This is a genomic window from Janthinobacterium sp. NFX145, assembly GCF_049810325.1.
GTDB classification, from domain to species: Bacteria; Pseudomonadota; Gammaproteobacteria; order Burkholderiales; family Burkholderiaceae_D; genus Janthinobacterium; species Janthinobacterium rivuli.
Genome location: NZ_CP187360.1, coordinates 6204623 through 6227852 on the forward strand (window position 1 = coordinate 6204623; position 23230 = coordinate 6227852).

The following is a 23230-nucleotide window of genomic DNA, read 5'->3' on the forward strand; positions in this document are numbered from 1 at the left end:
GCAGGGAGCTATCCAGAAGACCTAGAAGTCCGCACGGCCGCCATCTTCGCCACGAAAGCCTGCGCGCGCGCCGTCACGGCCGCGTAATCGCCCGTGGCGCCCGGGCCACTGAGGCTGCTGCCGATGCCCACGGCCACGGCGCCGCTGGCAAACCATTCATGCAGATTCTCCACCGTCACGCCGCCCGTCGGCATCAATGGCGCTTGCGGCAAGGGCGCGCGCAAGGCCTTGATGTAGGCGGGGCCGAACATCTCGGCGGGGAAGACCTTGACGATGTCGGCGCCCGCCTGCAGGGCCGTGACGATTTCCGTCGGCGTCATCGCGCCCGGCATGGACAGCACCTGGTAGCGCTGGCACAGCGCGATCGTGTCCACGTTGACGCTGGGCGAAATGATGAACTGGGCACCGGCCAGGATGGCGGCGCGCGCCGTCTCCGTATCGAGCACCGTGCCCGCGCCCAGCAGCACGTCATGGCCGTGGCGTTCGCGCAGGGTGCGCAGCACGCCTAGGGTATCGGGCGTGGTGAACGCCACTTCCAGCGCCGTGATGCCGCCGGCGATGCACGCCTCAGCGATCCGCAGCGCCGCATCGGGCGAATCGGCGCGCACGATGCCGACCATGCCCCGTTCGAGGATGCCATTGAAAACCGTGTGTTTTTGCATATGCTTTCTCCTGTCAGGCCGGCAGGGCGCCAAAGCGCACTTCCGGCAAACCGCGCACGCCCACCTGGCGCGCGTGGAACAATCCGCCAGCCAGCGGTTCGCTCGCCAGTTGGGCCGGGGTCAAGTTCTCCTGCGCCGTCGTGACGAACAATTCGTCGTAGTGCGGGCCGCCCAGGCTCACGCAGCTGGGCTGCGAGACGGGCAGGCTGATCTTGCGCTCGACGCTGCCGTCCGGCGCGAAGCGCAAGACCCTGCCGGCGCCCCACTGCGCGCTCCACAGGTGGTCATCCGCATCGATGATCGCGCCATCGGCGGCACCCGGTCCCGGATCGAGCACGGCAAACACGCGCACACGGCTGACGTCGCCCCCCAGGTAATCGTCCCAGCGGTAGATCGCCCGCTTCATCGAGTCGCAGAAATACATGGCCGTGCCGTCGACGCTGAAGCAGATGCTGTTCGAGATGGCGATCTGCGGCAGCGGCAAGCGCTCCAGAGTCAAGTCCAGGTTGAGGCGGTAAAAGCTGCCGATGGCGTCGCGGCACGGACGTTCATCGAGCGTGCCGAAGACAAAGCGTCCCTGGCGGTCGCAGCGGCCATCGTTCAGGCGCGTCATGGGCAAGTCGCCCTCCACCGTGTGCAAGCGCGTGACGGCCCCGCTACGCGCGTCAAACCAGGCCAGTCCGGAGGCCAGTCCCAGCAACAGCACCTCGTCGCTATCCGTCAGCGCGAAGCATGCCAGGCGCTCGGGCATGGCCCAGCTCTGGCGCTCGCCCGTGGCCAGCACCAGCGCATGCAACTGGCAGCCTTCGATATTCGTCCAGAAAACGCGGCCGCTGCGTTCGCACCAGCGCACGCCCTCACCGAGAAAATTTTGCGCATCGACCAGTAATTGCGCCTGTGTCCCCATCATCTTTTTTCCTTGTTTTCAGTGAGATTCGCGCGGAACGGCCGAACCGCGGCAACCGACGAGGAAATCGAGGTCCGCGCCTTCGTCGGCCTGCGTCACGTGCTTGATGTACATGGACTGGTAGCCGCCCTTCATGGCCGGCGGCGGTGCGCGCCACTCTTCGCGCCGGCGCGCCAGCTCGGCATCGTCGACGTCCAGGTGCAAGCGGCGTCCCGCCACATCGAGTTCAATCATGTCGCCATCGCGCACCAGCGCCAGCGGCCCGCCCACGGCCGCTTCCGGCGCCACGTGCAGCACCACCGTGCCGTAGGCCGTGCCGCTCATGCGCGCGTCCGAGATGCGCACCATGTCGCGCACGCCCTGCTCCAGCAGTTTTTTCGGCAGTCCCATATTGCCCACTTCGGCCATGCCCGGATAGCCCTGCGGGCCGCAATTTTGCAGCACCATCACGCAGCTGGCGTCGATATCGAGCGCGGGATCGTCAACGCGCTTTTTGTAGTGCTCGATGCTGTTGAAGACGACGGCGCGGCCACGGTGCTGCATCAGCTCGGGCGAGGCGGCCGAAGGCTTGATGACGGCGCCGCGCGGGGCCAGGTTGCCATGCAGGACGGCGATGCCGCCCTCGTCCTTGAAAGGCTGCGCCAGCGGCGTGATCACCTCGGGATTGAAATTTTCCGCTTCGGCCACGTTGACGGCCATGGTGGCGCCCGTGACGGTGAGCGCCTCGCCATGCAATTTGCCCAGCAGGTCGCGGATGATCACGGGCAGGCCGCCCGCATAGTAAAAATCTTCCATCAGGTACTGGCCCGACGGCATCAGGTTCAGCAGGCAGGGAATGTCGCGCCCCAGGCGGTCCCAGTCGCCCAGGCGCATGTCCACGCCGATGCGCCCGGCAATGGCCAGCAGGTGGATCACGGCATTGGTCGAGCCGCCGATGGCGCCGTTGACCATGATGGCGTTTTCAAACGCTTCGCGCGTGAGGATCTGCGACAGTTTCAGGTCTTCATGCACCATGTCGACGATGCGCCGGCCCGTCAGTTGCGCCTGCAGCTTGCGGCGCGCATCGACGGCGGGAATGGCCGCATTGCCGGGCAGGGTCACGCCCAGCGCTTCGACCATGCTGGCCATGGTCGAAGCCGTGCCCATGGTCATGCAATGGCCGGCGGAACGCGACATGCACGATTCGGCCTGCTTGAATTCGGCGGACGTCATGCGTCCGGCCCGCACGTCTTCGGAAAATTTCCATACGTCGGTGCCCGAACCGATCGGCTTGCCCCGGTAATTCCCGTTCAGCATGGGGCCGCCCGACAGCACGATGGTGGGCAAGTCCACGCTGGCCGCGCCCATCAGCAGAGCCGGGGTGGTCTTGTCGCAGCCCGTCAGCAGCACCACGCCGTCGATCGGGTTGGCGCGTATCGATTCCTCGACATCCATGCTGGCCAGGTTACGGAACAGCATGGCCGTCGGGCGCAGATTCGTCTCGCCCAGCGACATGACGGGAAATTCGACGGGGAAGCCGCCCGCTTCGAGCACGCCGCGCTTGACCATCTCGGCCAGGTCGCGGAAATGGCCATTGCAGGGCGTCAGTTCGGACCAGGTATTGCAGATGCCGATGACGGGACGGCCATCGAAGGCGTCGCTGGGATAACCCTGGTTCTTCATCCAGCTGCGGTGAATAAAACTGTCCTTGTCGTCGCCGCCAAACCACGCTTGCGAACGCAAGGGACGCTTGTTCTTGTTGCTGCTCATACTGTCTCCTGCGGGGAAATCAAGCCGCGCGCGGCGGCGATCAGCAGCGCACCGTGACCGGCCAGATAGTCTTGCTGCTGGTCGTCGACGATGATGCGCTTGCCATAAAAAAATCCGTGTTCTTCGATCAGCAGCCCGAGCGCCTGGCGCAGCATGGGTTTACCTGTAATGACGAGCGGGCTATCGGGCCGCATCTGAATGGCGGTGCTGTTGCGCAGCGCCAGCAAGTCGCCGCTGAGGACGGCGCCCATCAGGAAATTGGCCCGCTCATTGCATTCGATGGCGCTGAACTGGCCCAGGGTGCGCACGCTGAAGCAGGCGCGCGCCAGCCCCGGTTTTTGCGCCGCGGCCGCGCCGGCCAGCAGCATTTTCGGCACCAGGGTCTGGGCAAAACCGCCATCGACCGATTGCTTGATCAGGGTGTGCTGCGTGATCGCCTGCAGCAATTCGCCCGCGATGGTGGTGCTGCAGCCGAGGATGCGGCGCTGTTCGTCCACGCTGATCAGTTTGGTATGCGAACCGGGCATGATCAGGGTCGCCGCGCCGCGCAACTGCAGGCGCTCGAGCAGCGCGACGACTTCCGTCTCTTCGCCGCGCATCATGTCCATCGCTTCGACGTTATGCAGGCCGACGGCGCCATGCTGGTTGCGCACGCCGGGAATCAGCCACAGGGGCTGCGCCAGCACGTCGGGCAAGTCCACCGCCTGCATGCCTTGCGCGAGCTGGGCCAGGCCGGCGGGCGCCGGCAGATGCGGCACTTCCCGCACGCCCATGGGCGAAGTGATCATGCCCGAGGCCAGCGCCAGGTCCACCTCGGACGGCGCGATGCCGGCGCTGGCCAGCACGCTGGCGATGGTGTCGCGCAGCGCCTGTTTCAGCGCGCCGTTATGGCCATCGATGGCGGTATTGCGCACGCCCGTTTCCAGCTGCGCCTGGGCGACGACGGCGCCTGCGCGCCACAGCAAGGTACGCGTATTGGTGGTGCCGGCATCGATGGTGAGTATGTTCATGGACAGGTTCGCAGCGTCGGTCAGGACAAAAATGAATGAGGGAAAAACTACCTCATGGTAGAACTGCCCCGCATATCTGACCAATCACTTATTTGACATCATTGATACCGGTTCGGATATGTCAAACGCATCGATATCCTGCACGCCCAAACGGTAGGCAAGGCTGAAGCGCATCACCTGTCCCGGCTGCAATTGCACGCCCTGTGCCAGCAGGGAAAAACAGCGCGCATCGGAATACAAATGGCAACTGTCCTGGGTGCTGGAAAAACGCAAGACCCGGCCGGAAGCGGGGTCGGCCACCCGCGCCGCCTCGCGCAGCTGGCCGCTGCCCGTCCAGTAAAAGTCATGCCGGAATCCCGGCAAGTGCACGAGCGCGGGCCAGGCCAGGCGTGTAGCGAGCGGCGCCGGCTGGCGGAAGTCGAACGCGCTGCCCGCCACGTCAAGCGGAGCGCTGCAAGAGTGGCCGTCGGGCCAAGGCCGGTAACGGTCGGCGGCCAGGCGCAGCACATGGTCGCCCACGGCGGCACGGCCGCCCTGCAGATTGAACAGGGGCGCGGCCAGCGCAAAACGGGAAAGCGTATCGGCCGTGGCGGCGCAGTCGAGGTGCAAACAGCCATCGTCGTCCAACCGGTAGGCCAGGCGCACCGACAGGCCGTCATGCGCCAGGTGCATCAAAAGGTGGCCGTCGTCCGGCGGCGCGCACCGCCAGCCCGTGGATGCACGCGCCGCAGGGGGCGCGGCGCCCAGCACATCGGCCAGGCGGCCATAGCGGTCGGGCGCCCACCAGGCCCGCACGCTGGCATCGTGCGCATCGATGGCCACGCGCATGCCGCGCGCATTGTGCAGCAGATGCATCATGGCGCCTGCCCGGGAGCTGGCGGCGGCCGGCTGCGCTGCTGGAATTCGCGCGGCGTGCAACCGAGTTCGCGCTTGAAGACGGCATGCATGTACTGCACCGTGGTAAACCCGCAACGCACGGCCACCTCGGCCACCTGCCCCGGCCCGCGCGCCAGCAGGGTCTTGGCCGCATCGAGCTTGAAATGCAGGATTTCATCGTGCACGCTGCGCCCCAGCTCGTGGCGGAAGTGCGCTTCGAGCGAAGAGCGCGACACGCCCACGTAATCGGCCACCTGCTCCGTCTTGATGCCCTGGCAGGCGTACTGGCGAATAAAATGGCGCGCCTGCATCACCTGCGGATGCTGGAAAGGCTGGTGGCGCGTGGACGCGAGCACGTTCAGGCCGGCCGGCGGCACGAGGATGCGCGTGCCGGACAGGCGCGCGCCATTCAACATCTGGTGCAGCAGATGCGCGGCCGTACGGCCCATTTCCTCGGTGCCCTGGATCACGGAACTCAAGGGAATGCGCGTGAGCATGCGCGCCAGCGGATCGTTGTCGATGCCGATCAGGGCCACTTGCTCCGGCACGGCGATCCCCGCGTGCATGCACGCTTGCAGCAGCTGGCGCGCGCGCGCGTCGCTGACGGCGATGATGCCGACGGGTTTTTCCAGGCTGTTGAGCCAGGCGATCTGCTGCTCCACCGCTTCGTCCCACGAGGGCGCGCTGGTGGCGACGCCACGGTACACATCGGCGTGCATGTGGTCGCGCTCCATCAGGGTACAAAACGCCGTTTCGCGCTCCTGCGCCCAGCGGTTGACGTCCGCCTCGGGCAGGCTGAAACAGGCGAAACGCGTCAGGCCCGCTTCCACCAGGTGTTCATAGGCCAGCTTGACGATCTTGAAATTGTCGGTCGCCACGTACGGGATGCCGGCCGGGTAATCCTCCGCGCGCGCATACGAGCCGCCCACGGCCACCACGGGCAGGCGGCTGTGCGCCAGCGCTTCGCATACGGCGGGATCGTCGAAATCGGCGATGATGCCGTCGCCCTGCCAGCGTTCGATGCCGGGCAGGCGGCAGCGAAAATCCTCTTCCAGGAACAGGTCCCACGACACGCGCGTCGTGTTCAGGTAGGCGGCGATGCCCGCGATGATGTCGCGGTCATAGATCTTATTCCCGTTAAACAGCAGCGCGATCCGGTGCGCGGTCGGCATCTTCATGGTGTCTCCTCCCGTGCCAGATCGTTTCACGGCTATCTACGCCCCGCTCGCGTGCTGACATCGACCCACACGGCGAGAGTGAGGATACTGCCTTTCACGATCATCTGCCAGTAGGTGTCCACGTCCAGCATGGACATGCCGTTATCGAGGCTGGCCATGACCAGCGCGCCGATCAGGGCGCCGTACACGGTGCCCGAGCCGCCGCGCATCGAGGTGCCGCCGATGAAGCAGGCGGCGATGGCGTCGAGTTCGCTGAAGGTGCCGGCCGATGGCGAGCCTGCCGCCAGGCGGCCCGTGTTGATCAGGCCAGCCAGCGCGCACATCAGGCCCATGATGCCGAAGATCCACAGCTTGACGGCTTTCACGTTGATGCCGGACAGGCGCGTCGCTTCCATATTGCTGCCGACGGCGTAGATGCGGCGGCCGAACACGGTCTGGCTCGTGATGTAGCTGAACAGTCCCAGCAAGGCCAGCAGCAACAGCACAGGCAGCGGGATGCCTTCATAGCCGTTCAGGGTTTGCACGAAGGCATACAGCACGGCGCCGATGACGGCCAGGCGCAAGCCGTCGGCCCAGGACGCCGTCTGCGGCAAGCCATGCTGGGCGCGGCTGGCGCGCGCGCGCCACGTCAAAAAGGCGGCCAGCAGGAACAGGCCGATGCCCAGCACGATGCCGGGCACTGCCGGCAGGTAGCCCTGCCCCAGGTAGACCATCGGCTCGGAAACGGGCGCGATCGTGATGCCGCCCGTGATGCCCAGCAGGATGCCGCGATACGCCAGCATGCCGCCCAGGCCCACGATGAAGGACGGGATGCCGCGGTACGCCGTCAGGTAGCCATTGAGCAAACCGATCACCAGGCCGCAGCCGAGTACGGCCGCCAGGTTCAGCGCCAGCGGCCAGTGCTGCGTCACGTCGAGCACGGCGGCGATGCCGCCGAGTAGCCCCAGCAGGGAACCGATCGACAGGTCGATCTCGCCGGCGATAATCACCAGCACCATGCCGCAGGCAAGGATGCCGGTGACGGACATCTGGCGCAGCAGGTTAGACAGGTTGCGCGGCGTGAGGAAACTGCCCTCCGTCTTCCACGAAAAGAAGGCCCAGATCAGCGCCACGGCGATCAACAGGGCCAGCATCTTGTATTGGGTGAACAGCTGTTTGATACTGTGCGGTTTCATGCTGCGGTTTCCTTGTTTGCGGTGTTGGCGACGGGCGCCGGGCGCTGGTCCAGCGCCGCCGCCAGCACGGTTTCCTGGCTCAGGCCATCGTTGATAAAGTCGCCGCGCAGGCGGCCTTCGCCCATCACCAGCACGCGGTCGGACACGCCCAGCACTTCGGCCAGTTCCGACGAGACCATGATGATGGCCACGCCCCGGTCGGCCAGCGCCAGCATCAGTTTGTAGATTTCATATTTGGCGCCCACGTCCACGCCGCGCGTGGGTTCGTCGAGGATCAGCACGCGCGGGCGCGTCAGCAGCATCTTGGCCAGCACGGCCTTTTGCTGGTTGCCACCCGACAGGCTCGTGATGGACAGCGACGGGCTGGCCGCCTTCAGTTCCAGCTTCGCGATCTCGCCGCGCACGGCCGTCAATTCCGCCTCGCCGTCGATGCGCGTGGCGCGCGCGAATTCCTCCAGCACGGCCAGGGTGATGTTCTGCCCCACGTCGAGGTCGGGCACGATGCCGTGGTGCTTGCGGTCTTCCGGCACCATGGCCAGGCCCATGGCGATGGCCTTTTGCGGCGAGCGGGTATCGATCTTGCGGCCATCGAGCCACACCTCGGCCTGGCACGGCCCCTGGTAGGCGCCGAACAGGGCCGAGACGAGCTCCGTGCGCCCCGCCCCCACCAGGCCGGCGATGCCGAGGATCTCGCCCTTGCGCAGGGTGAACGACACATCGTCGACCCGCTTGCGCTGCGGGTTGTCGGCGTCGATGCAGGTCACGTGGCGCGCCTCGAACAGCACTTCGCCGATAGGTGCCGGCTGCGCGCGCTGCGGATACAGCTGGCTCATTTCACGGCCCACCATCTGCGCGATGATGCGCTCGACGTTCATCTGCGCCATCGGCGTGGTGGCGATATGCTTGCCGTCGCGGATGACGACGATGGTGTCGCAGATGGCCGCCACTTCATCGAGCTTGTGCGAAATGTAGATGCAGGTAACGCCCTTGGCCTTCAACGCGCGCAGGATATCGAGCAGCACGGCGATTTCCGACGCCGTCAGCGACGACGACGGCTCGTCGAGGATCAGCAGGCGCGCATTCTTGTTGAGCGCCTTGGCAATTTCCACCAGCTGCTGGTGGCCGCCGCCGTAATTCATCACGGGCTGCGCCACGTTCAGTTCGGGAATTTTCAGTTCGCGCAGCAGCTCGTCGGCGCGCTTGTACATGGCCGCGTAATGCATGCGCCCGCCTGGCAGGGTCAGCTCGCGGCCCATGAAGATATTCTCGGCCACGGACAGCTGCGGCACCAGCATCAGTTCCTGGTGGATGATGATGATGCCCGCGTCTTCCGTGTCGCGGATCGATTGCGCGCGCAGGGGCTGGCCATCCCACAGGATCTCGCCATCCCAGGTGCCGTGCGGGTACACGCCGGACAGCACCTTCATCAGCGTCGACTTGCCGGCGCCATTCTCGCCGCACAAGCCGATGCACTCGCCGGCCCGCACCTGCAGGTCGATGCCGTCAAGCGCGCGGACACCGCCAAACTGTTTGACGATGCCTTTCATTTCAAGCAGATAGTCGGACATGCTCACTCTCGTTGCGGATACGGAAAAAATGACGGATGACGGCCGATGCGGGCAATCGCAGGAGTAGGTCGGCTTAGCGCGCAGCGCGTAAGCCGACACCGCCACCGGCGTTGCCGGAGCCGGCGATTGTCGGATTACGCTGCGCTAATCCGACCTACTGCCAACGCGAACCGACATCAAGCGGGTAATCAATTACCCAGCTGCGCCTTGGTATAGAAACCGTCATCAACGAGAATGTTCACATTCGCCTTGGTCAGCGGCGTAGGCTTCAGCAGCACCGTGCTGACCTTTTTCAGGCCGTTGTCATAGCTGGAGTTGTAGGCCGGCTTTTCATTGCGCGCCAGTTGCACGGCCAGCTTGGCCGCTTCGGCAGCGATGGTTTTCAACGGTTTGTAGACCGTCATCGACTGCGTGCCGGCGATGACGCGTTTCACCGCCGCCAGATCGGCGTCCTGGCCCGAGACCGGCACCTTGCCGGCCAGTTTTTGCGCGGCCAGGGCCTGGATGGCGCCGCCGGCCGTGCCGTCGTTCGAGGCGACGATGGCGTCGATCTTGTTGCCGTTGGCCGTCAGCGCGTTTTCCACGATGGACAGCGCTTCGGTGGCACTCCAGTCCTTCACCCACTGCTGGCCGACGATCTTGATGTCGCCCTTGTCGATGAACGGTTTGAGTACCTTCATCTGGCCTTCGCGCAGCATCTTGGCGTTGTTGTCGGTCGGCGAGCCGCCCAGCAAATAGTAATTGCCCTTCGGCTGCAGCTTGGTCACGCCTTCGGCCTGCATCTCGCCCACTTTCTCGTTGTCGAACGAGATGTACGCGTCGATATCGGCGTTCAGGATCAGGCGGTCATACGACAGCACCTTGATGCCGGCCTTTTTCGCTTCCTTGACGGTGTTGTTGAGGACAGTGGCGTTGAATGGCACGATCACCAGCACGTCCACGCCGCGCGAGATCAGGTTTTCGATTTGCGAAATCTGGCGCTGCTCGCTGGCGTCGGCCGATTGCACGAAGACCTTGGCGCCCTGCTTCTCGGCGGCGGCGATGAAGAAATCGCGGTCGCGCGTCCAGCGTTCCACGCGCAGGTCGTCGATGGAAAAGCCGATTTTCGGGTTTTTGGCGTCAGCCAGGGCGGCGCTGCTGCTCAATGCCAGCATGGCGGTCATGATGGCTGCACTGATGATCTTGTTCATTGTGTGTCTCCTTGTGGATTTTATTAACAACGTTTTTTCACTACGGGTACTGCTGAAAAATTTTATGTCTGTGGTGGTGTCGGCTTACGCGCGGAGCGCTAAGCCGACCTACCCCGACCTGCCTGCTAATGGTTATGGCGTGGCAGGGTCTGGCCCACGGCGCGGTATTTCAGCGCCAGCTCCATGCAGGCGCCCGTTTCCAGCTGGCCCACGCTGGCGCGGTAGAGCTCCTGCCATGGCGTGGCGCTGTCGTTGACGGGCGGCGGCAGCTCTTTGGCGCGGCGCGCCAGCTCAATGGCATCGACCAGCATGTCGCACTGGCCCCCGTTCAAGTCCACGCGGATGATGTCGCCCGTGCGCAGCAGCGCCAGGCCGCCGCCCACGGCGCTTTCCGGCGACGCGTTCAGGATCGACGGGCTGTCCGAGGTGCCCGACTGGCGCCCGTCACCCAGGGTCGGCAGGTTCAAAATGCCCGCCTTGAGCAAGGCATCGGGCGGCTGCATGTTGACCACTTCGGCCGAACCGGGCCAGCCCACGGGACCGGCGCCGCGCATGACCAGCATGCAGCTGTCATCAATTTGCAGGGCCGGGTCATTGATGCGCGCGTGATAGTCGCTTGAACCGTCAAAGACGATGGCGCGCGCCTCGAACACGCCCTCGCTGCCGGGGCGCGACAGGTAGCGCTCGCGGAAAGCGGGCGAGATCACGCTGGTCTTCATGATGGCAAAATCGAACAGGTTGCCCTGCAAGGCCATGAAACCGGCCTTTTCCTTCAGCGGCGCCGTAAACGGGCGGATCATCTCGCGGTCCGCGCTTTCACGGCCCGCCAGGTTCGCCGCCATCGTCTGGCCCGTCACCGTCAACCGGTCCGCGTGCAGCAAGCCCGCCTGCTGCAACTCCCACATCACGGCCGGCACGCCGCCGGCGCGGTGGAAGCGCTCACCCAGGTATTTTCCGGCCGGCTGCATGTTCAACAGCAGCGGCACGTCGTAGCCGTGTTCCATCCAGTCGCTCGAGTGCAATTCCACGCCCGCATGGCGCGCCATGGCCATCAGGTGCGGCTGCGCGTTGGTCGAGCCGCCGATGGCCGCGTTGACGATGATCGTGTCCAGGAACGCCTCGCGCGTGAGAATGCTCGACGGGCGCACGTCCTCATGCGCCATGGCGACGATGCGGCGCCCCGTTGCATAGGCGATCTGGCCCCGTTCGCGGTATGGCGCGGGGATGGCCGAACAGCCCGTCAGCGACATGCCCAAGGCTTCCGCCAGCGCATTCATGGTCGATGCCGTGCCCATGGTGTTGCAGTGGCCGGCCGACGGCGCCGAGGCGGCCGCGATCTGCAGGAATTTGTCGCTGTCGATCAAGCCGGCGGACAGCTGGCGGCGGCCTTTCCAGATGGCGGCGCCGGAACCGACCAGTTCGCCGTCCATCCAGCCGTCGAGCATGGGACCACCCGACAGCACGATGGCGGGAATATCCACCGTGGCGGCAGCCATCAGTTGGGCCGGCGTCGTCTTGTCGCAGCCCGTCGTCAGCACCACGGCGTCGATCGGGTAGCCATGCAGGATTTCCACCAGGCCCAGATACGCCAGGTTGCGGTCCAGCGCGGCCGTGGGACGGCGGCAGTTTTCAAAAATCGGGTGCAGCGGGAATTCCATCGGGATGCCGCCCGCATCGCGGATGCCGTCGCGCACGCGCTGGGCCAGTTCCAGATGGATGCGGTTGCAGGGACTGATGTCGCTGCCGCTTTGCGCAATGCCGATGATGGGCCGGCCCGAACGCAGCTCCTCGGCCGTGATGCCGTAGTTCATGAAGCGCTCCAGGTACAGCGCCGTCATGTCGATGTGGTCAGGATTGTCGAACCAGTCCTGCGAGCGGAAGCGCCGCGCCGGGTGTTTATCCGAGGTGCTCATGCGCCGTACCAGCCTGCGTCGACGTAGTATTCGCGTCCCGCGCACTTGGCGGCGTTGTCCGACGCGAGGAACAGCGCCAGCGCGGCCACGTCTTCCGGCTCCACGCGCAGCTGCAGGCATTGGCCCTGCAGGATCACGGCTTCCGCTTCCGGCGTATGCCACAGCTTTTCCTGGCGCGGCGTGCGCACGGCGCCAGGAATGATGCAGTTGACGCGGATGCCGTCGACGCCCAGGTCGCGCGCCAGGCCGCGCGTCAGGCCCTCGATGCCGGCTTTGGCCGTCATGTAGATCGACAGGCGCGCTTGCGCCAGATGCCAGGAAATCGAGCCCAGGTTGAGGATCACGCCGCTGCCCTTGGCGCGCATGGCGGGCGCCACTGCCTGGGCGCAGAAATACTGGTGGCGCAGGTTGACGGCCATGCGCTCATCCCAGTAGGCGGGCGTGACGTCCTGCAGTTCGTGGCGGTCGTCATTGGCCGCGTTGTTGATGAGGATATCCGTGGCCCCCGCGCTGTGTGCGATCTCGGCGAAGGTGGCGGCCAGGGCGCCCAGATCCGTCAGGTCGCAATAGCGGAAAATGGGCGGCTGCGGCAGGTGCGCCAGCTTTTCCTGCAGCGCCAGCGACGCCTCGCGGGCGATGTCGAGAAAGGTGACGTGGGCGCCCTGGCGCGCGAACGCCTCGACGATCGCCACGCCGATGCCGGTGCCGCCGCCCGTGATGACGACGCGCTTGCCTGCCAGACTGGAATAAATTGCATGCTGCATGGTGTCTCTCTTTTTAAAATAATCGGATCAAAGCAAACCGCGTTGCGCCAGGTTCTGGTACAGCGCGCGCACGCCGAACGTCCAGGGGGCAATCGCATCGCAGCGCTGCACTTCGTTGACCAGCGCGCCCAGTGCAGCGCTGGCAATCGTCACCCGGTCGCCCAGGTGGTGCGTAAAGCCGCCGCCCTGCGCGCCGCGGTCCTTCACGGGCGAGAACATGGTGCCCAGGAACAGCATGAAGCCGTCCGGATACTGGTGGTACTGGCCTGCCGTCTGGCGCACCAGGTCGAGCGGGTCGCGGCTGATTTCGCGCATGAAGCTGGCGCCTTCGAGCACAAAGCCGTCGTCCGCGCCTTCGATCAGCAGCGACACTTCCGCCTGGCGCACGGTGTCGAGCGTGAAGTGCTCGTCGAACAGGCGGATGAAGGGGCCGATGGCGCAGGAACCGTTGTTATCCTTGGCCTTGCCCAGCAACAGGGCGCTGCGCCCTTCGATATCGCGCAGGTTGACGTCGTTGCCCAGGGTCGCCCCCAGCACCTCGCCGCGGCTGTTGACGGCCAGGACGATCTCGGGCTCCGGGTTGTTCCAGGCGGACGATGGCAGCAAGCCCACCTGCGCGCCGCAGCCGACCGACGACATCGGCTGCGCCTTGGTAAACACTTCCGCATCGGGGCCGATGCCCACTTCCATGTATTGCGACCAGGCGCCGCGCTGCTGCAGTTGCTGTTTCAGGCGCTGCGCCGCAGCCGAGCCCGGTTTCAATGCAGACAAGTCGCCGCCCAGAGTCATTTGCAGGGCGGTGCGCAAGCTCGCCGCGCGCGCCGCGTCGCCGCCCGCCTGTTCCTCGATCACCCGTTCGAGCAGGCTGACGGCGAAAGTCACGCCGCAGGCCTTGACGGCCTGCAGGTCGCACGGCGCCAGCAGCAGCGGCTGGCCGGCCGGCGCGGCCAGCGCCTGCTCCAGCAGCGTTTGCACGGAGCCGAGCGCAATGCCGGGCGCATGGCGGGCGATATCGAGCGCATCGCTGCGCTCGAACAGTTCGGCCACCGTCGCCACCGTCTGCGTGATGTCGACCACCTCGCCGCCGCGCACGGCGACGACGCACGGGCCGTCACGCCAGATGCGGCCGATGAGGACGGCCTGCGCCAGGTCGGCGGGCAACAGGGAGGCGGGAGAAATCGGCTGCATGGCTAGCTTTCAAAAGGTCATGACGGGATGGCGGGTCTTCAAGTCCGGACCGATTCTGCGCGCCGCCCTGTGTCGCCGCAATTACGAAAATCACCAAATTGAATGATGATTATTGGTATTGCAGCGCACCATAAAAAGCCGCCACCCGCCCTCCATTTCCGCCCTGTGCGCAGGCGAAAAGGCAGGCCATGGCGCATTGCATCAATTGGCTTATCGATACCGTTTTGGATATCGCCAATGCGAAAAAAGTGATTGGTGAGGGATGGATGGACAAACTAGTATCAGCCGTGGCCTGCAATCGGCCATTCGCACGGAGCCCGCCCACTGGACGACGGCCCTGGCACATTCAACTATCGAAGACGGTGGAGACCTGAAATGAAAACAACAATGAAAATGCTGACCGCGAGCCTGGCGCTGGCCATCTCCGGCATGGCGGTAATGCCCGTGGCAAGCGCCGCCGACAAGGGCGCGATCGGCATCTCGATGCCAACCAAGTCGTCCATGCGCTGGATCGCCGACGGCGACAACATGGTCAAGGTATTCAAGGAGCGCGGCTACAAGACGGACTTGCAGTTTGCCGACGACGACATCCCGAACCAGCTGGCGCAGGTGGAAAACATGATCACCAAAGGCGCCAAGGTGCTGGTGATCGCCGCCATCGACGGTACCACCTTGTCGAACGTGCTGCAAAAAGCGGCCGACAAGGGTATCAAGGTCATCTCGTATGACCGTTTGATCCGCGGCACGAAAAACATCGATTACTACGCCACCTTCGACAACTTCCAGGTCGGCGTACTGCAGGCGGGCTATATCGAATCGGCGCTGAAACTCAAGGAAGGCAAGGGCCCGTTCAATATCGAACTGTTCGGCGGCTCGGCCGACGACAACAATGCGCACTTCTTCTACAACGGCGCGCTGTCGGTGCTCAAACCCTACATCGACAGCGGCAAGCTGGTGGTGCGCTCGAAGCAGATGGGCATGGAAAAGGTCGCCACCCTGCGCTGGGATGGCGCCGTGGCGCAAGCCCGCATGGACAACCTGCTCAGCGCCTACTACGGCAATGCGCGCGTCGACGCGGTGCTGTCGCCATATGACGGCTTGAGCATCGGCATCCTGTCCTCGCTCAAGGGCGTCGGCTACGGCACGCCGAAACAACCGTTCCCCGTCGTGACGGGCCAGGATGCGGAAATCCCGTCGGTGAAATCGATCATCCGCGGCGAACAGGCATCGACCGTGTTCAAGGACACGCGCGAACTGGCCAAGGTCACGGCCAACATGGTCGACGCGATGATGAGCGGCAAAACGCCGACCGTCAACGATACCAAGACCTATAACAACGGCGTAAAAGTCGTGCCATCCTACCTGCTGAAACCCGTCACCGTCGACAAGGCGAACTGGAAGCAGGTGCTCGTCACCGGCAGCGGCTACTACACGGAAGCGCAAGTGAAATAAGCATCGACGGTACTGAAGGCCCGGCGCTGCCGGGCCTTTCGCTTCATGCACGATCAAGAACAAGACTGCCGCACGACCGATGCCGACCAGCGCGGCCGTGCCAGAGAGGTTATATGACGAACACTATCCTGGAAATGCGCGGGATACGCAAAACATTCCCGGGCGTCGTTGCGCTCGACAATGTCAACCTGCGGGTACGCAGCGGCGAGATCCACGCCATCGTGGGCGAAAACGGCGCCGGCAAATCGACCCTGATGAAAGTGCTCAGTGGCGTCTACGGCCATGGCAGCTATACGGGCGACATCGATTACCTGGGCCAGACGCGGCACTTCCGCGGCATCAAGGACAGCGAAGAAATCGGCATCATCATCATCCACCAGGAACTGGCGCTGGTGCCCCAGCTGTCGATCGCCGAGAATATCTTTCTCGGCAACGAACCGTCCAGCATGGGCGTCATCGACTGGGAATACGCGCAAACGAAGACGCGCGAACTGCTGCACAAAGTGGGCCTGAAAGAGTCCCCGGACACCCTGATCACCAACCTGGGCGTGGGCAAGCAACAGCTGATCGAGATCGCCAAGGCGCTGTGCAAGGACGTCAAACTGCTGATCCTCGACGAGCCGACGGCCAGCCTGAACGAAAGCGACAGCGCGGCCCTACTCGACCTGCTGCTGGGCCTGAAAGCGCAGGGCATCGCCTCGATCCTGATTTCGCACAAACTCAATGAAATTTCAAGAGTCGCCGATGCCATCACGGTACTGCGCGACGGCAACACGGTCGACAGTTTCGACTGCCGCGTGGAGCCCGTCAGCGAAGACCGCATCATTGAAAAAATGGTCGGGCGCGAAATGGCGGACCGCTATCCGCCGCGCACGCCCACCATCGGCGAAACCATTTTCGAAGTGCGCGACTGGCGCGTCTTCCATCCCGAGCATGCCGACCGCCCCGTCATCAAGGGCATCAATATGCACGCAAAAAAGGGAGAGATCATCGGCATCGCCGGCTTGATGGGCTCCGGGCGCACGGAACTGGCGATGAGCATTTTCGGCCGCGCCTACGGCCAGCGCATCAGCGGCACGGTACTCAAGAATGGCCAGGAGATCGACGTCAGCACCATCGGCAAGGCGATCGCCCACGGCCTCGCGTATGTCACGGAAGACCGCAAGGGCCTGGGCCTGATCCTCGAGGAAGACATCCAGAAGAACACCAGCCTGGCCAACCTGGACGCGATTTCCAAACACATGGTGATCGACGAGCAGCGTGAATTCGGCGTGGCCGAGGATTTCCGCCGCAAGCTCAAGACCCGCTGCTCGAGCGTGGCGCAGAAGGTGGTCAATCTGTCCGGCGGCAACCAGCAAAAAGTGGTGCTGGCGAAGTGGCTGTTTTCGCGCCCCGACGTGCTGATCCTCGATGAACCGAGCCGCGGCATCGACGTGGGCGCCAAATACGAGATCTACAGCATCATCAGCGAGCTGGCCGCCGAAGGCAAATGCATCATCATGATTTCCTCGGAAATGCCGGAATTGCTGGGCATGTGCGACCGGATCTATGTCATGAACGAAGGCCGCTTTGCGGCGGAACTGAGCGCGGCAGAAGCATCGCAGGAGCGAATCATGCGCGCGATCGTTACACACGGAGAAAACAATGGACAATAAATTGACAGCAGGCGCGCCGGCAGCGCCAGCGGCCGCGCCGCAAGCGAAAAGCTATGCCGGCTTTTTGAAGAACAATATGCGCGACTACGGCATGCTGCTCTCGCTGATCGTCATCATGGGCTTTTTTCAGTACATGACCGACGGCACCCTGATGCAGCCGCTGAACCTGACCAACCTGGTGCTGCAAAACAGCTACATCGTCATCATGGCGCTGGGCATGCTGATGGTCATCGTGGCCGGCCATATCGATTTGTCCGTCGGCTCGGTGGTCGGCTTCGTCGGCGCGCTGGCGGCCGTCCTGATCGTCAACTACAACATGAATTTCGTCGCCGCCAGCATCATCTGCCTGCTGGCCGGCGCCGTCATCGGCGGCGCGCAAGGCTATTTTGTCGCCTTCTTTAAAATCCCGTCCTTCATCGTCACCCTGGCCGGCATGCTGGTATTCAAGGGCCTGACCCTGGCGCTGCTGGCTGGCCAGTCGGTCGGCCCCTTCCCGGAAGGCTTCCAGATGCTCAGCTCGGGCTTTTTGCCCGATCCGTTCGGCGGCGAAAACCTGCGCGGGCTGTCGCTGCTGCTGGGCGTGATCGCCGCCGCGGCGCTGATCATCACCTCGCTGCGCAGCCGCGCCAAGCAACTGAAACACGGCATGGAAAACGAGCCGCCCGCCTTCTTCCTGCTGAAAAACGCCATCTTCGCCGCCGTGATGGTGTATTTCAGCTACCTGCTGGCGTCCTACCGCGGTTTTCCCAACGTGCTGGCCGTGATGTCGCTGCTCATCGTCGCCTACACCTTCATTACCAACCGCACCGTGCTGGGCCGGCGCGTGTATGCCGTGGGCGGCAACGAGAAGGCGGCGCGACTGTCCGGCATCAAGACGGAACGGGTCAGCTTCTACACCTTCGTCAACATGGGCATGCTGGCCGCGCTGGCCGGTCTGATCTTCGCGGCGCGCCTGAACACGGCCACACCGAAGGCCGGTACGGGTTTCGAGCTGGACGTGATCGCCGCTTGCTTCATCGGCGGCGCCTCGGCGTCGGGCGGCGTGGGCAAGGTGATGGGAGCCGTCATCGGCGCCTTCATCATGGGCGTGATGAACAACGGCATGTCCATCATGGGTATCGGCATCGACTACCAGCAGGTGATCAAGGGCCTGGTGCTGCTGGCCGCCGTGTTCATCGACGTCATTAATAAAAATAAATGAGAAGAACAAGGAAGCACAGGTTCGAGCCTTAGGGGGCTCTGGCCGGCGCTTGCGCCGGCCTTTTTCATTTATGTGATCGCCAGCCGCGCAGCGCGATCCCCCCACCACGCCGCCTCCTCAAACACGGAAAAGCCCGACAAATCCGCATGCGCAAACAGAATCGCGCCATCGTGCTCGCGCAGCGCCTTCAAGCCCGCATTGCTGCGAAATCCGGGCAAAGGCGCGGCCATGGCGTGGCCGCGCACGGTGATGTCGACCCGTTCGACGCAGCTGGCGAAATCGCGTCCATACGCCGTTTTCAGGTCGACACTGGCCAGCGCCAGCAATTCTTCAGGCGTGGCCACGTCTAACCATTTGCGGGCCTCCTGCGGCGTGCGGTCGGACAGGGCCACGTAGGCGCTGAAAACGGTTTTCTCGGGCGGAAGCACGCGGATGTCCTGGTGCGTGGAGACGACATAGCCGAGGCCCGGTTCCTGGTACACGACGTTGTCCCAGCATAGCGGCGCATGGGGCAGTTCGTCGGGAAAGCGTTTCAGTAAAAAATTGGCCACCATCCATGGCGCATACGCGGGCGTATCGCGCTTCGCGTCAAAGCCATAGCCGGCGATATTCTTCACTACGCGGGCCGCTACATACAGCGGCATGGCGCAGATGGCCTTGCGCGCCTTGACCAGGTAGGTGCGCGGCTGGCCGTCGACCAGTTCCAGGCACAGCGCTTCGACGCCCTGGTCCGTCGTCTGCACGGAAACCACCGTGCCCGCATGACGTTTGACGCCCGAAGCCTGCTCCATGGCCGTGGCGACCGGCTGCATGCCGCCCGGCCAGGTCAGCCAGGCGCCATTGCCCGCATTCGCCGCCTGACCCCAGCGGCTGCAATAGTAATGCAAGCCGGCCCAGGCCGACACCTGGTCGTAGCGCGTGCCGTAGTCATCGCGGCAGCAGTAGTTCAAATACCAGTGCAGGGTGGGCGAGGTATAGCCCTCGCGCTCCATCCACTGTTTTAACGTGATGGTGTCGAGCGCCTGCCAGGCCGGGTCTTGCGACGATTCCACGGTAGGAAAAACGAAGACGCGCTTGCCGTCGTTGCCATGCGTCTGGCGCAGTTGCGCCACCTGCGCAAAGAAGCGCTCGTGCTGCGCCAGTTCCGCAGGCGGCACGCCTTCGGTGGGAATGAAGCCCTCCTGCCAGTGGCCGTTGAACAGCAATCGCTCTTCCGGCGCGTGCAGGATGTAGCGCTCGTCGTAGTACGGTTTTTCCGCCTGCGGATCGCGCTGGATAATCCCCAGGTCGAACAATATCTCTCGCACATGCGTCGATTCGGGCGAAGGCAGCGGTAAATAATGACCGCCCGTGGGATAGGCCAGGTCGCCGAAGTGGCCGCCCGCCGCGTTGCCATATGGCTGCGGGCCATCGACCATCAGGAAATCCTTGTGCCCCAGTTTATTCAGGCGCCAGGCGGCCGTCAGGCCGGCGATGCCGGAGCCGAGGATGGCCACGTCCGTGGTGATGGTTGCCGAGGGCGCCGGCAGCGCCGTGCGCTCGCGCAGCAGCTTGCGCAAATAGTGTCCCTCGCTGCGGCCCGGGTACAGCACCTTCGGCGTGATTTCCTGCCAGCGCAGGTAGGCGGCGATGCTGCCGATGCCAGCGGCGGCCGCCGCCGTGCCGCCGGCAGCCCACAGCATGAAGGAGCGGCGCTGCATCAGCGGATCACCCGGTTCCAGTCTTGCTCGAATTCATGCACGAGCGACTGGGTATTCAGGCGATTTGGCGCCATCGGCAGCGGCTGCATGTCGGGCGGGAAGATGAACATTTCGCGCGTGGTGTCCGCATTCAGGTAGCGCATCGGCAGGCGGTAGGTCGTCGGCGGTGTGTAGTCGAGCTGGGGCGAGGCGAGGATAAAACCCCATTCGCCGAACGAGGGCACGTAGGCGTGATAGGGCCAGGTGCGCATGCCCACTTCACGCAGGGTCGAATTGATGGTCCAGTAGGCGTGCGGGGCAAAAAACGGCGACGTCGATTGCACCACCATCAGGCCCTTGGCGGCCAGGTGCTTTTTCACCAGGTCGTAGAACGGCACCGAATACAGTTTGCCCAGCGCGAAGCTGGACGGGTCGGGGAAATCGACGATGGCCGCGTCGAACATGTCGCCGTTATTGCGCAGCCAGACGGCGGCATCGGCATTGACGACGGTGACGCGCTTGTCCGAGAACGAGTTGTTATTCAGCTTGGCCAGTTCCGGACGCGTGGTAAACGCGGCCGTCATGGCCGGATCGAGGTCGACCACGGTGACGTGTTCGATCTGTGGATAACGGAGGATTTCGCGCAGGGCCAGGCCATCGCCGCCGCCCAGCACCAGCACGCGGCGCGCCCACGGCAAGGCCTCGAGCACGGGGTGCACCAGCGCCTCGTGGTAGCGGTATTCGTCGCGCGAGGAAAACTGCAGGTTGCCGTTGATGTACAGCCGCGTATCGTCCTTCCAGCGCGTGATCACCAGGCGCTGGTAGGGCGTGGTGGTGGAATACACGATCTGGTCGCCGAACAGGCCGTGTTCTCCCCAGGCCACCATGCGGTCCGACATGGCAAAGCCGGCGATCAGCAGCAGCATCACGGCGCAGGCGCGCAGCAGACGCCCGGTGAGATTTTTCAGCTCGGCGCGGAACACATAAATGCTCCACAGGCCCACGCCCACGTTGAGCATGCCGAACAGGAAGCCCGTGCGCACCAGGCCCAGATACGGCGACAGCACCAGCGGGAACAGCAGGGAGACGGCCAGCGCGCCCAGGTAATCGAAGGTGAGCACGCGGCTGACAAGTTCACTAAATTCCGTCTGGCGCGTGTTCAGGGCGCGCATCACCAGCGGTACTTCCATGCCGACCAGTGCGCCGATCAGGAACACCATCACATACAATAAGGTGCGAAATGGCGCGGCCATCCACGAAAAGGTCATGAACAGGATGGCGGCCGACAGGCCGCCGATCAAGCCCACGGCCAGTTCGATGTCGACGAAGCGCGACAGCACGTCGTCATCCTTGACATACTTGGAAAAGTGAGCGCCCACACCCATCGCAAACAGGTAGCAGCCAATGATGGTGGAAAACTGCAGGATGGAGTCGCCGAGCAGGTAGCTGGACATGGCGCCGGCGATCAGCTCATAGGCGAGGCCGCAGGAAGCGACCACGAAGACGGACAAAATCAGAATCTTTTTGTTCATTGGACTTTTTTTGTTCTAATATGCGTTGACGTTATCAAATGCTCATTGCGAGGAATGCCGTGCCCGACATCCTAAACTATCTGATCCACCTTTTACTGGCCGCCGCGCTGCTGATTGTATTTTTTATCATCTACACACGCGTCACGCCGTATAACGAAGTACTGCTGATCCGCCAGGGCAACCAGGCGGCGGCCCTGTCGCTGGGCGGCGCGCTGCTGGGCTTTTCCGCCACCATCGCCTCGTCCCTGATGCACACGGCCGGCTACCAGCAATTCTTCGCCTGGGCCTTCGGCGCCATGGTGGTGCAATTGCTCGCCTATGTGGTCACCACGCGTTTGCTGCGCATGTCGAAAGACCAGATCGAATCGAACAACAGCGCTTTCGGCGGCTTGCTGGCCGCCATTTCCCTGTCGATCGGCGCCATCAACGCCGCCTGCATTTCCTGACGTTTTACCTCATTCAAGGACACCATCATGAGCCTCGGCAGCTTTATCAAGAAGCAGTTTATCGACGTACTGCAATGGAACGAAGAGACGGAAGGCGTACTGGCCTGGCGCTTCCCCATGCAGGATTTCGAGATCCAGAACGGCGCCATCCTGAATGTGCGCGAATCGCAGGTCGCCGTCTTCGTCAATGAAGGCAAGATCGCCGACGTCTTCGGTCCCGGCACGCACAAGCTGACGACGCAGACTTTACCGCTGCTGACCAATCTGAAAAACTGGGACAAGCTGTTCGATTCACCGTTCAAGTCGGACGTGTATTACTTCAGCACCCGCGTGCAGACGGGCCGCAAGTGGGGCACGCCGCAGCCGATCACCATCCGCGACAAGGATTTCGACATGATCCGCGTACGCGCCTTCGGCATGTACTCGTACCGCATCGCCGACGCCCGCACCTTCTTCACCGAGATCAGTGGCACGCGCGAAGTCTATACGCGCGACGAGGTGGAAGATCAATTACGCGGTATTTTGATGTCGAGCATGGCCAGCTCGCTGGGCGGCGCGAATGTCCCCTTCCTCGACATGGCGGCCAACCAGGCGCTGATGGCGCAGGAAGTCAAGGATGGCCTGGCGCAGGCGTTTGCCCGCTATGGCGTGGGTCTCGACGAATTCAACGTGGCCAGCATCAGCCTGCCCGAGGAATTGCAGGCGGCGCTCGACGAGCGCATCTCGGCCGGCATGAAAGGCGGCCTGGGCGCAGACAAGATGAGCGGCTTTACCAAATTCCAGGTGGCCAACGCGATCCCGCTGGCGGCGCAAAACGAAGGCGGCATGGCCGGCATCGGCGCAGGCTTGGGCGCCGGGCTGTCGATCGGCCAGGTGATGGCGCAAAGCATGGGCGGCGCGCTGCAGCAGCCGGCACCTGCCCCGGCCGCACCGCCTGCGGCGCCACCGGCTCCTGCGGAAGAGCCGATCGAAGCGCGCCTGGAAAAACTCAAGGGCTTGCTCGACAAGGGTCTCATTTCGCCAGCCGACTACGACGGCGCCAAGGCTGAACTGCTGAAAAAACTGATCGGCTAAATATTAGCGAA

General features: G+C 63.9%; 19 protein-coding genes. 5 read left to right on the top strand and 14 right to left on the bottom strand.

What is annotated here, in order from left to right; all coding sequences use genetic code 11:
• Positions 1-8 precede the first annotated feature (8 nt).
• The 12 genes from ACPJXG_RS27880 to ACPJXG_RS27935 form a co-directional block, all read right to left on the bottom strand.
• Complete coding sequence (locus tag ACPJXG_RS27880; RefSeq protein ID WP_425252927.1) at positions 9-662, bottom strand: bifunctional 2-keto-4-hydroxyglutarate aldolase/2-keto-3-deoxy-6-phosphogluconate aldolase; 654 nt, start codon at positions 660-662, stop codon at positions 9-11.
• Positions 663-675: 13 nt separating this feature from the next.
• On the bottom strand, positions 676-1572 hold the full coding sequence (locus tag ACPJXG_RS27885) for an SMP-30/gluconolactonase/LRE family protein (protein WP_425252928.1): 897 nt from the start codon (positions 1570-1572) through the stop codon (positions 676-678).
• A gap of 15 nt (positions 1573-1587) precedes the next feature.
• Complete coding sequence (gene araD / locus ACPJXG_RS27890) at positions 1588-3318, bottom strand: L-arabinonate dehydratase (protein ID WP_425252929.1); 1731 nt, start codon at positions 3316-3318, stop codon at positions 1588-1590.
• Positions 3315-4328 carry a 2-dehydro-3-deoxygalactonokinase gene (locus ACPJXG_RS27895; protein ID WP_425252930.1) on the bottom strand — a complete coding sequence of 338 codons (1014 nt, stop codon included), beginning with the start codon at positions 4326-4328 and terminating at the stop codon, positions 3315-3317. The genes araD and ACPJXG_RS27895 overlap by 4 nt, the downstream gene beginning before the upstream one ends.
• An 84-nt stretch (positions 4329-4412) precedes the next feature.
• Positions 4413-5186, bottom strand: a complete 774-nt coding sequence (locus tag ACPJXG_RS27900) for a hypothetical protein (protein WP_425252931.1) — start codon at positions 5184-5186, stop codon at positions 4413-4415.
• Positions 5183-6382 carry a XylR family transcriptional regulator gene (locus tag ACPJXG_RS27905; RefSeq protein WP_278317435.1) on the bottom strand — a complete coding sequence of 400 codons (1200 nt, stop codon included), beginning with the start codon at positions 6380-6382 and terminating at the stop codon, positions 5183-5185. The genes ACPJXG_RS27900 and ACPJXG_RS27905 overlap by 4 nt, the downstream gene beginning before the upstream one ends.
• Before the next feature lie 32 nt (positions 6383-6414).
• Positions 6415-7557 (bottom strand): sugar ABC transporter permease, encoded by a 1143-nt coding sequence (locus tag ACPJXG_RS27910; protein ID WP_035823500.1) that lies wholly within the window; start codon positions 7555-7557, stop codon positions 6415-6417.
• Positions 7554-9125 (bottom strand): D-xylose ABC transporter ATP-binding protein, encoded by a 1572-nt coding sequence (xylG, locus tag ACPJXG_RS27915; protein ID WP_425252932.1) that lies wholly within the window; start codon positions 9123-9125, stop codon positions 7554-7556. The genes ACPJXG_RS27910 and xylG overlap by 4 nt, the downstream gene beginning before the upstream one ends.
• 188 nt (positions 9126-9313) lie before the next feature.
• On the bottom strand, positions 9314-10288 hold the full coding sequence (xylF, locus tag ACPJXG_RS27920; protein ID WP_099377905.1) for a D-xylose ABC transporter substrate-binding protein: 975 nt from the start codon (positions 10286-10288) through the stop codon (positions 9314-9316).
• Between the two features lie 152 nt (positions 10289-10440).
• The gene (locus ACPJXG_RS27925; RefSeq protein WP_425252933.1) at positions 10441-12228 is read right to left on the bottom strand and encodes an IlvD/Edd family dehydratase; all 1788 of its coding nucleotides are present in this window, start codon (positions 12226-12228) and stop codon (positions 10441-10443) included.
• Positions 12225-12992, bottom strand: a complete 768-nt coding sequence (locus ACPJXG_RS27930; RefSeq protein WP_425252934.1) for an SDR family NAD(P)-dependent oxidoreductase — start codon at positions 12990-12992, stop codon at positions 12225-12227. Before ACPJXG_RS27930 ends, ACPJXG_RS27925 begins: the two co-directional genes overlap by 4 nt.
• A 27-nt stretch (positions 12993-13019) precedes the next feature.
• Positions 13020-14180 (bottom strand): fumarylacetoacetate hydrolase family protein, encoded by a 1161-nt coding sequence (locus ACPJXG_RS27935; RefSeq protein WP_425252935.1) that lies wholly within the window; start codon positions 14178-14180, stop codon positions 13020-13022.
• 429 nt (positions 14181-14609) lie between these two features.
• Here ACPJXG_RS27935 and chvE point away from each other — a divergent pair, with 429 nt between their 5' ends.
• From chvE to mmsB, 3 genes are all read left to right on the top strand, one after another.
• On the top strand, positions 14610-15632 hold the full coding sequence (gene chvE / locus ACPJXG_RS27940) for a multiple monosaccharide ABC transporter substrate-binding protein (protein WP_223278970.1): 1023 nt from the start codon (positions 14610-14612) through the stop codon (positions 15630-15632).
• 113 nt (positions 15633-15745) lie between these two features.
• On the top strand, positions 15746-17287 hold the full coding sequence (gene mmsA / locus ACPJXG_RS27945) for a multiple monosaccharide ABC transporter ATP-binding protein (protein WP_425252936.1): 1542 nt from the start codon (positions 15746-15748) through the stop codon (positions 17285-17287).
• Positions 17277-18488 (top strand): multiple monosaccharide ABC transporter permease, encoded by a 1212-nt coding sequence (mmsB, locus tag ACPJXG_RS27950; protein ID WP_425252937.1) that lies wholly within the window; start codon positions 17277-17279, stop codon positions 18486-18488. The genes mmsA and mmsB overlap by 11 nt, the downstream gene beginning before the upstream one ends.
• Before the next feature lie 68 nt (positions 18489-18556).
• Here the strand turns inward: mmsB and ACPJXG_RS27955 are convergent, their stop codons facing one another.
• Positions 18557-20188, bottom strand: a complete 1632-nt coding sequence (locus ACPJXG_RS27955) for an NAD(P)-binding protein (protein WP_425252938.1) — start codon at positions 20186-20188, stop codon at positions 18557-18559.
• Positions 20188-21699 (bottom strand): polyamine aminopropyltransferase, encoded by a 1512-nt coding sequence (locus tag ACPJXG_RS27960; protein ID WP_219310064.1) that lies wholly within the window; start codon positions 21697-21699, stop codon positions 20188-20190. Before ACPJXG_RS27960 ends, ACPJXG_RS27955 begins: the two co-directional genes overlap by 1 nt.
• A gap of 59 nt (positions 21700-21758) precedes the next feature.
• Between ACPJXG_RS27960 and ACPJXG_RS27965 the strand changes: the two genes are divergently transcribed.
• Positions 21759-22145 (top strand): DUF350 domain-containing protein, encoded by a 387-nt coding sequence (locus tag ACPJXG_RS27965; RefSeq protein WP_081922834.1) that lies wholly within the window; start codon positions 21759-21761, stop codon positions 22143-22145.
• 27 nt (positions 22146-22172) lie between these two features.
• Positions 22173-23219 carry an SPFH domain-containing protein gene (locus ACPJXG_RS27970; protein WP_034783830.1) on the top strand — a complete coding sequence of 349 codons (1047 nt, stop codon included), beginning with the start codon at positions 22173-22175 and terminating at the stop codon, positions 23217-23219.
• Positions 23220-23230: the final 11 nt, after the last annotated feature.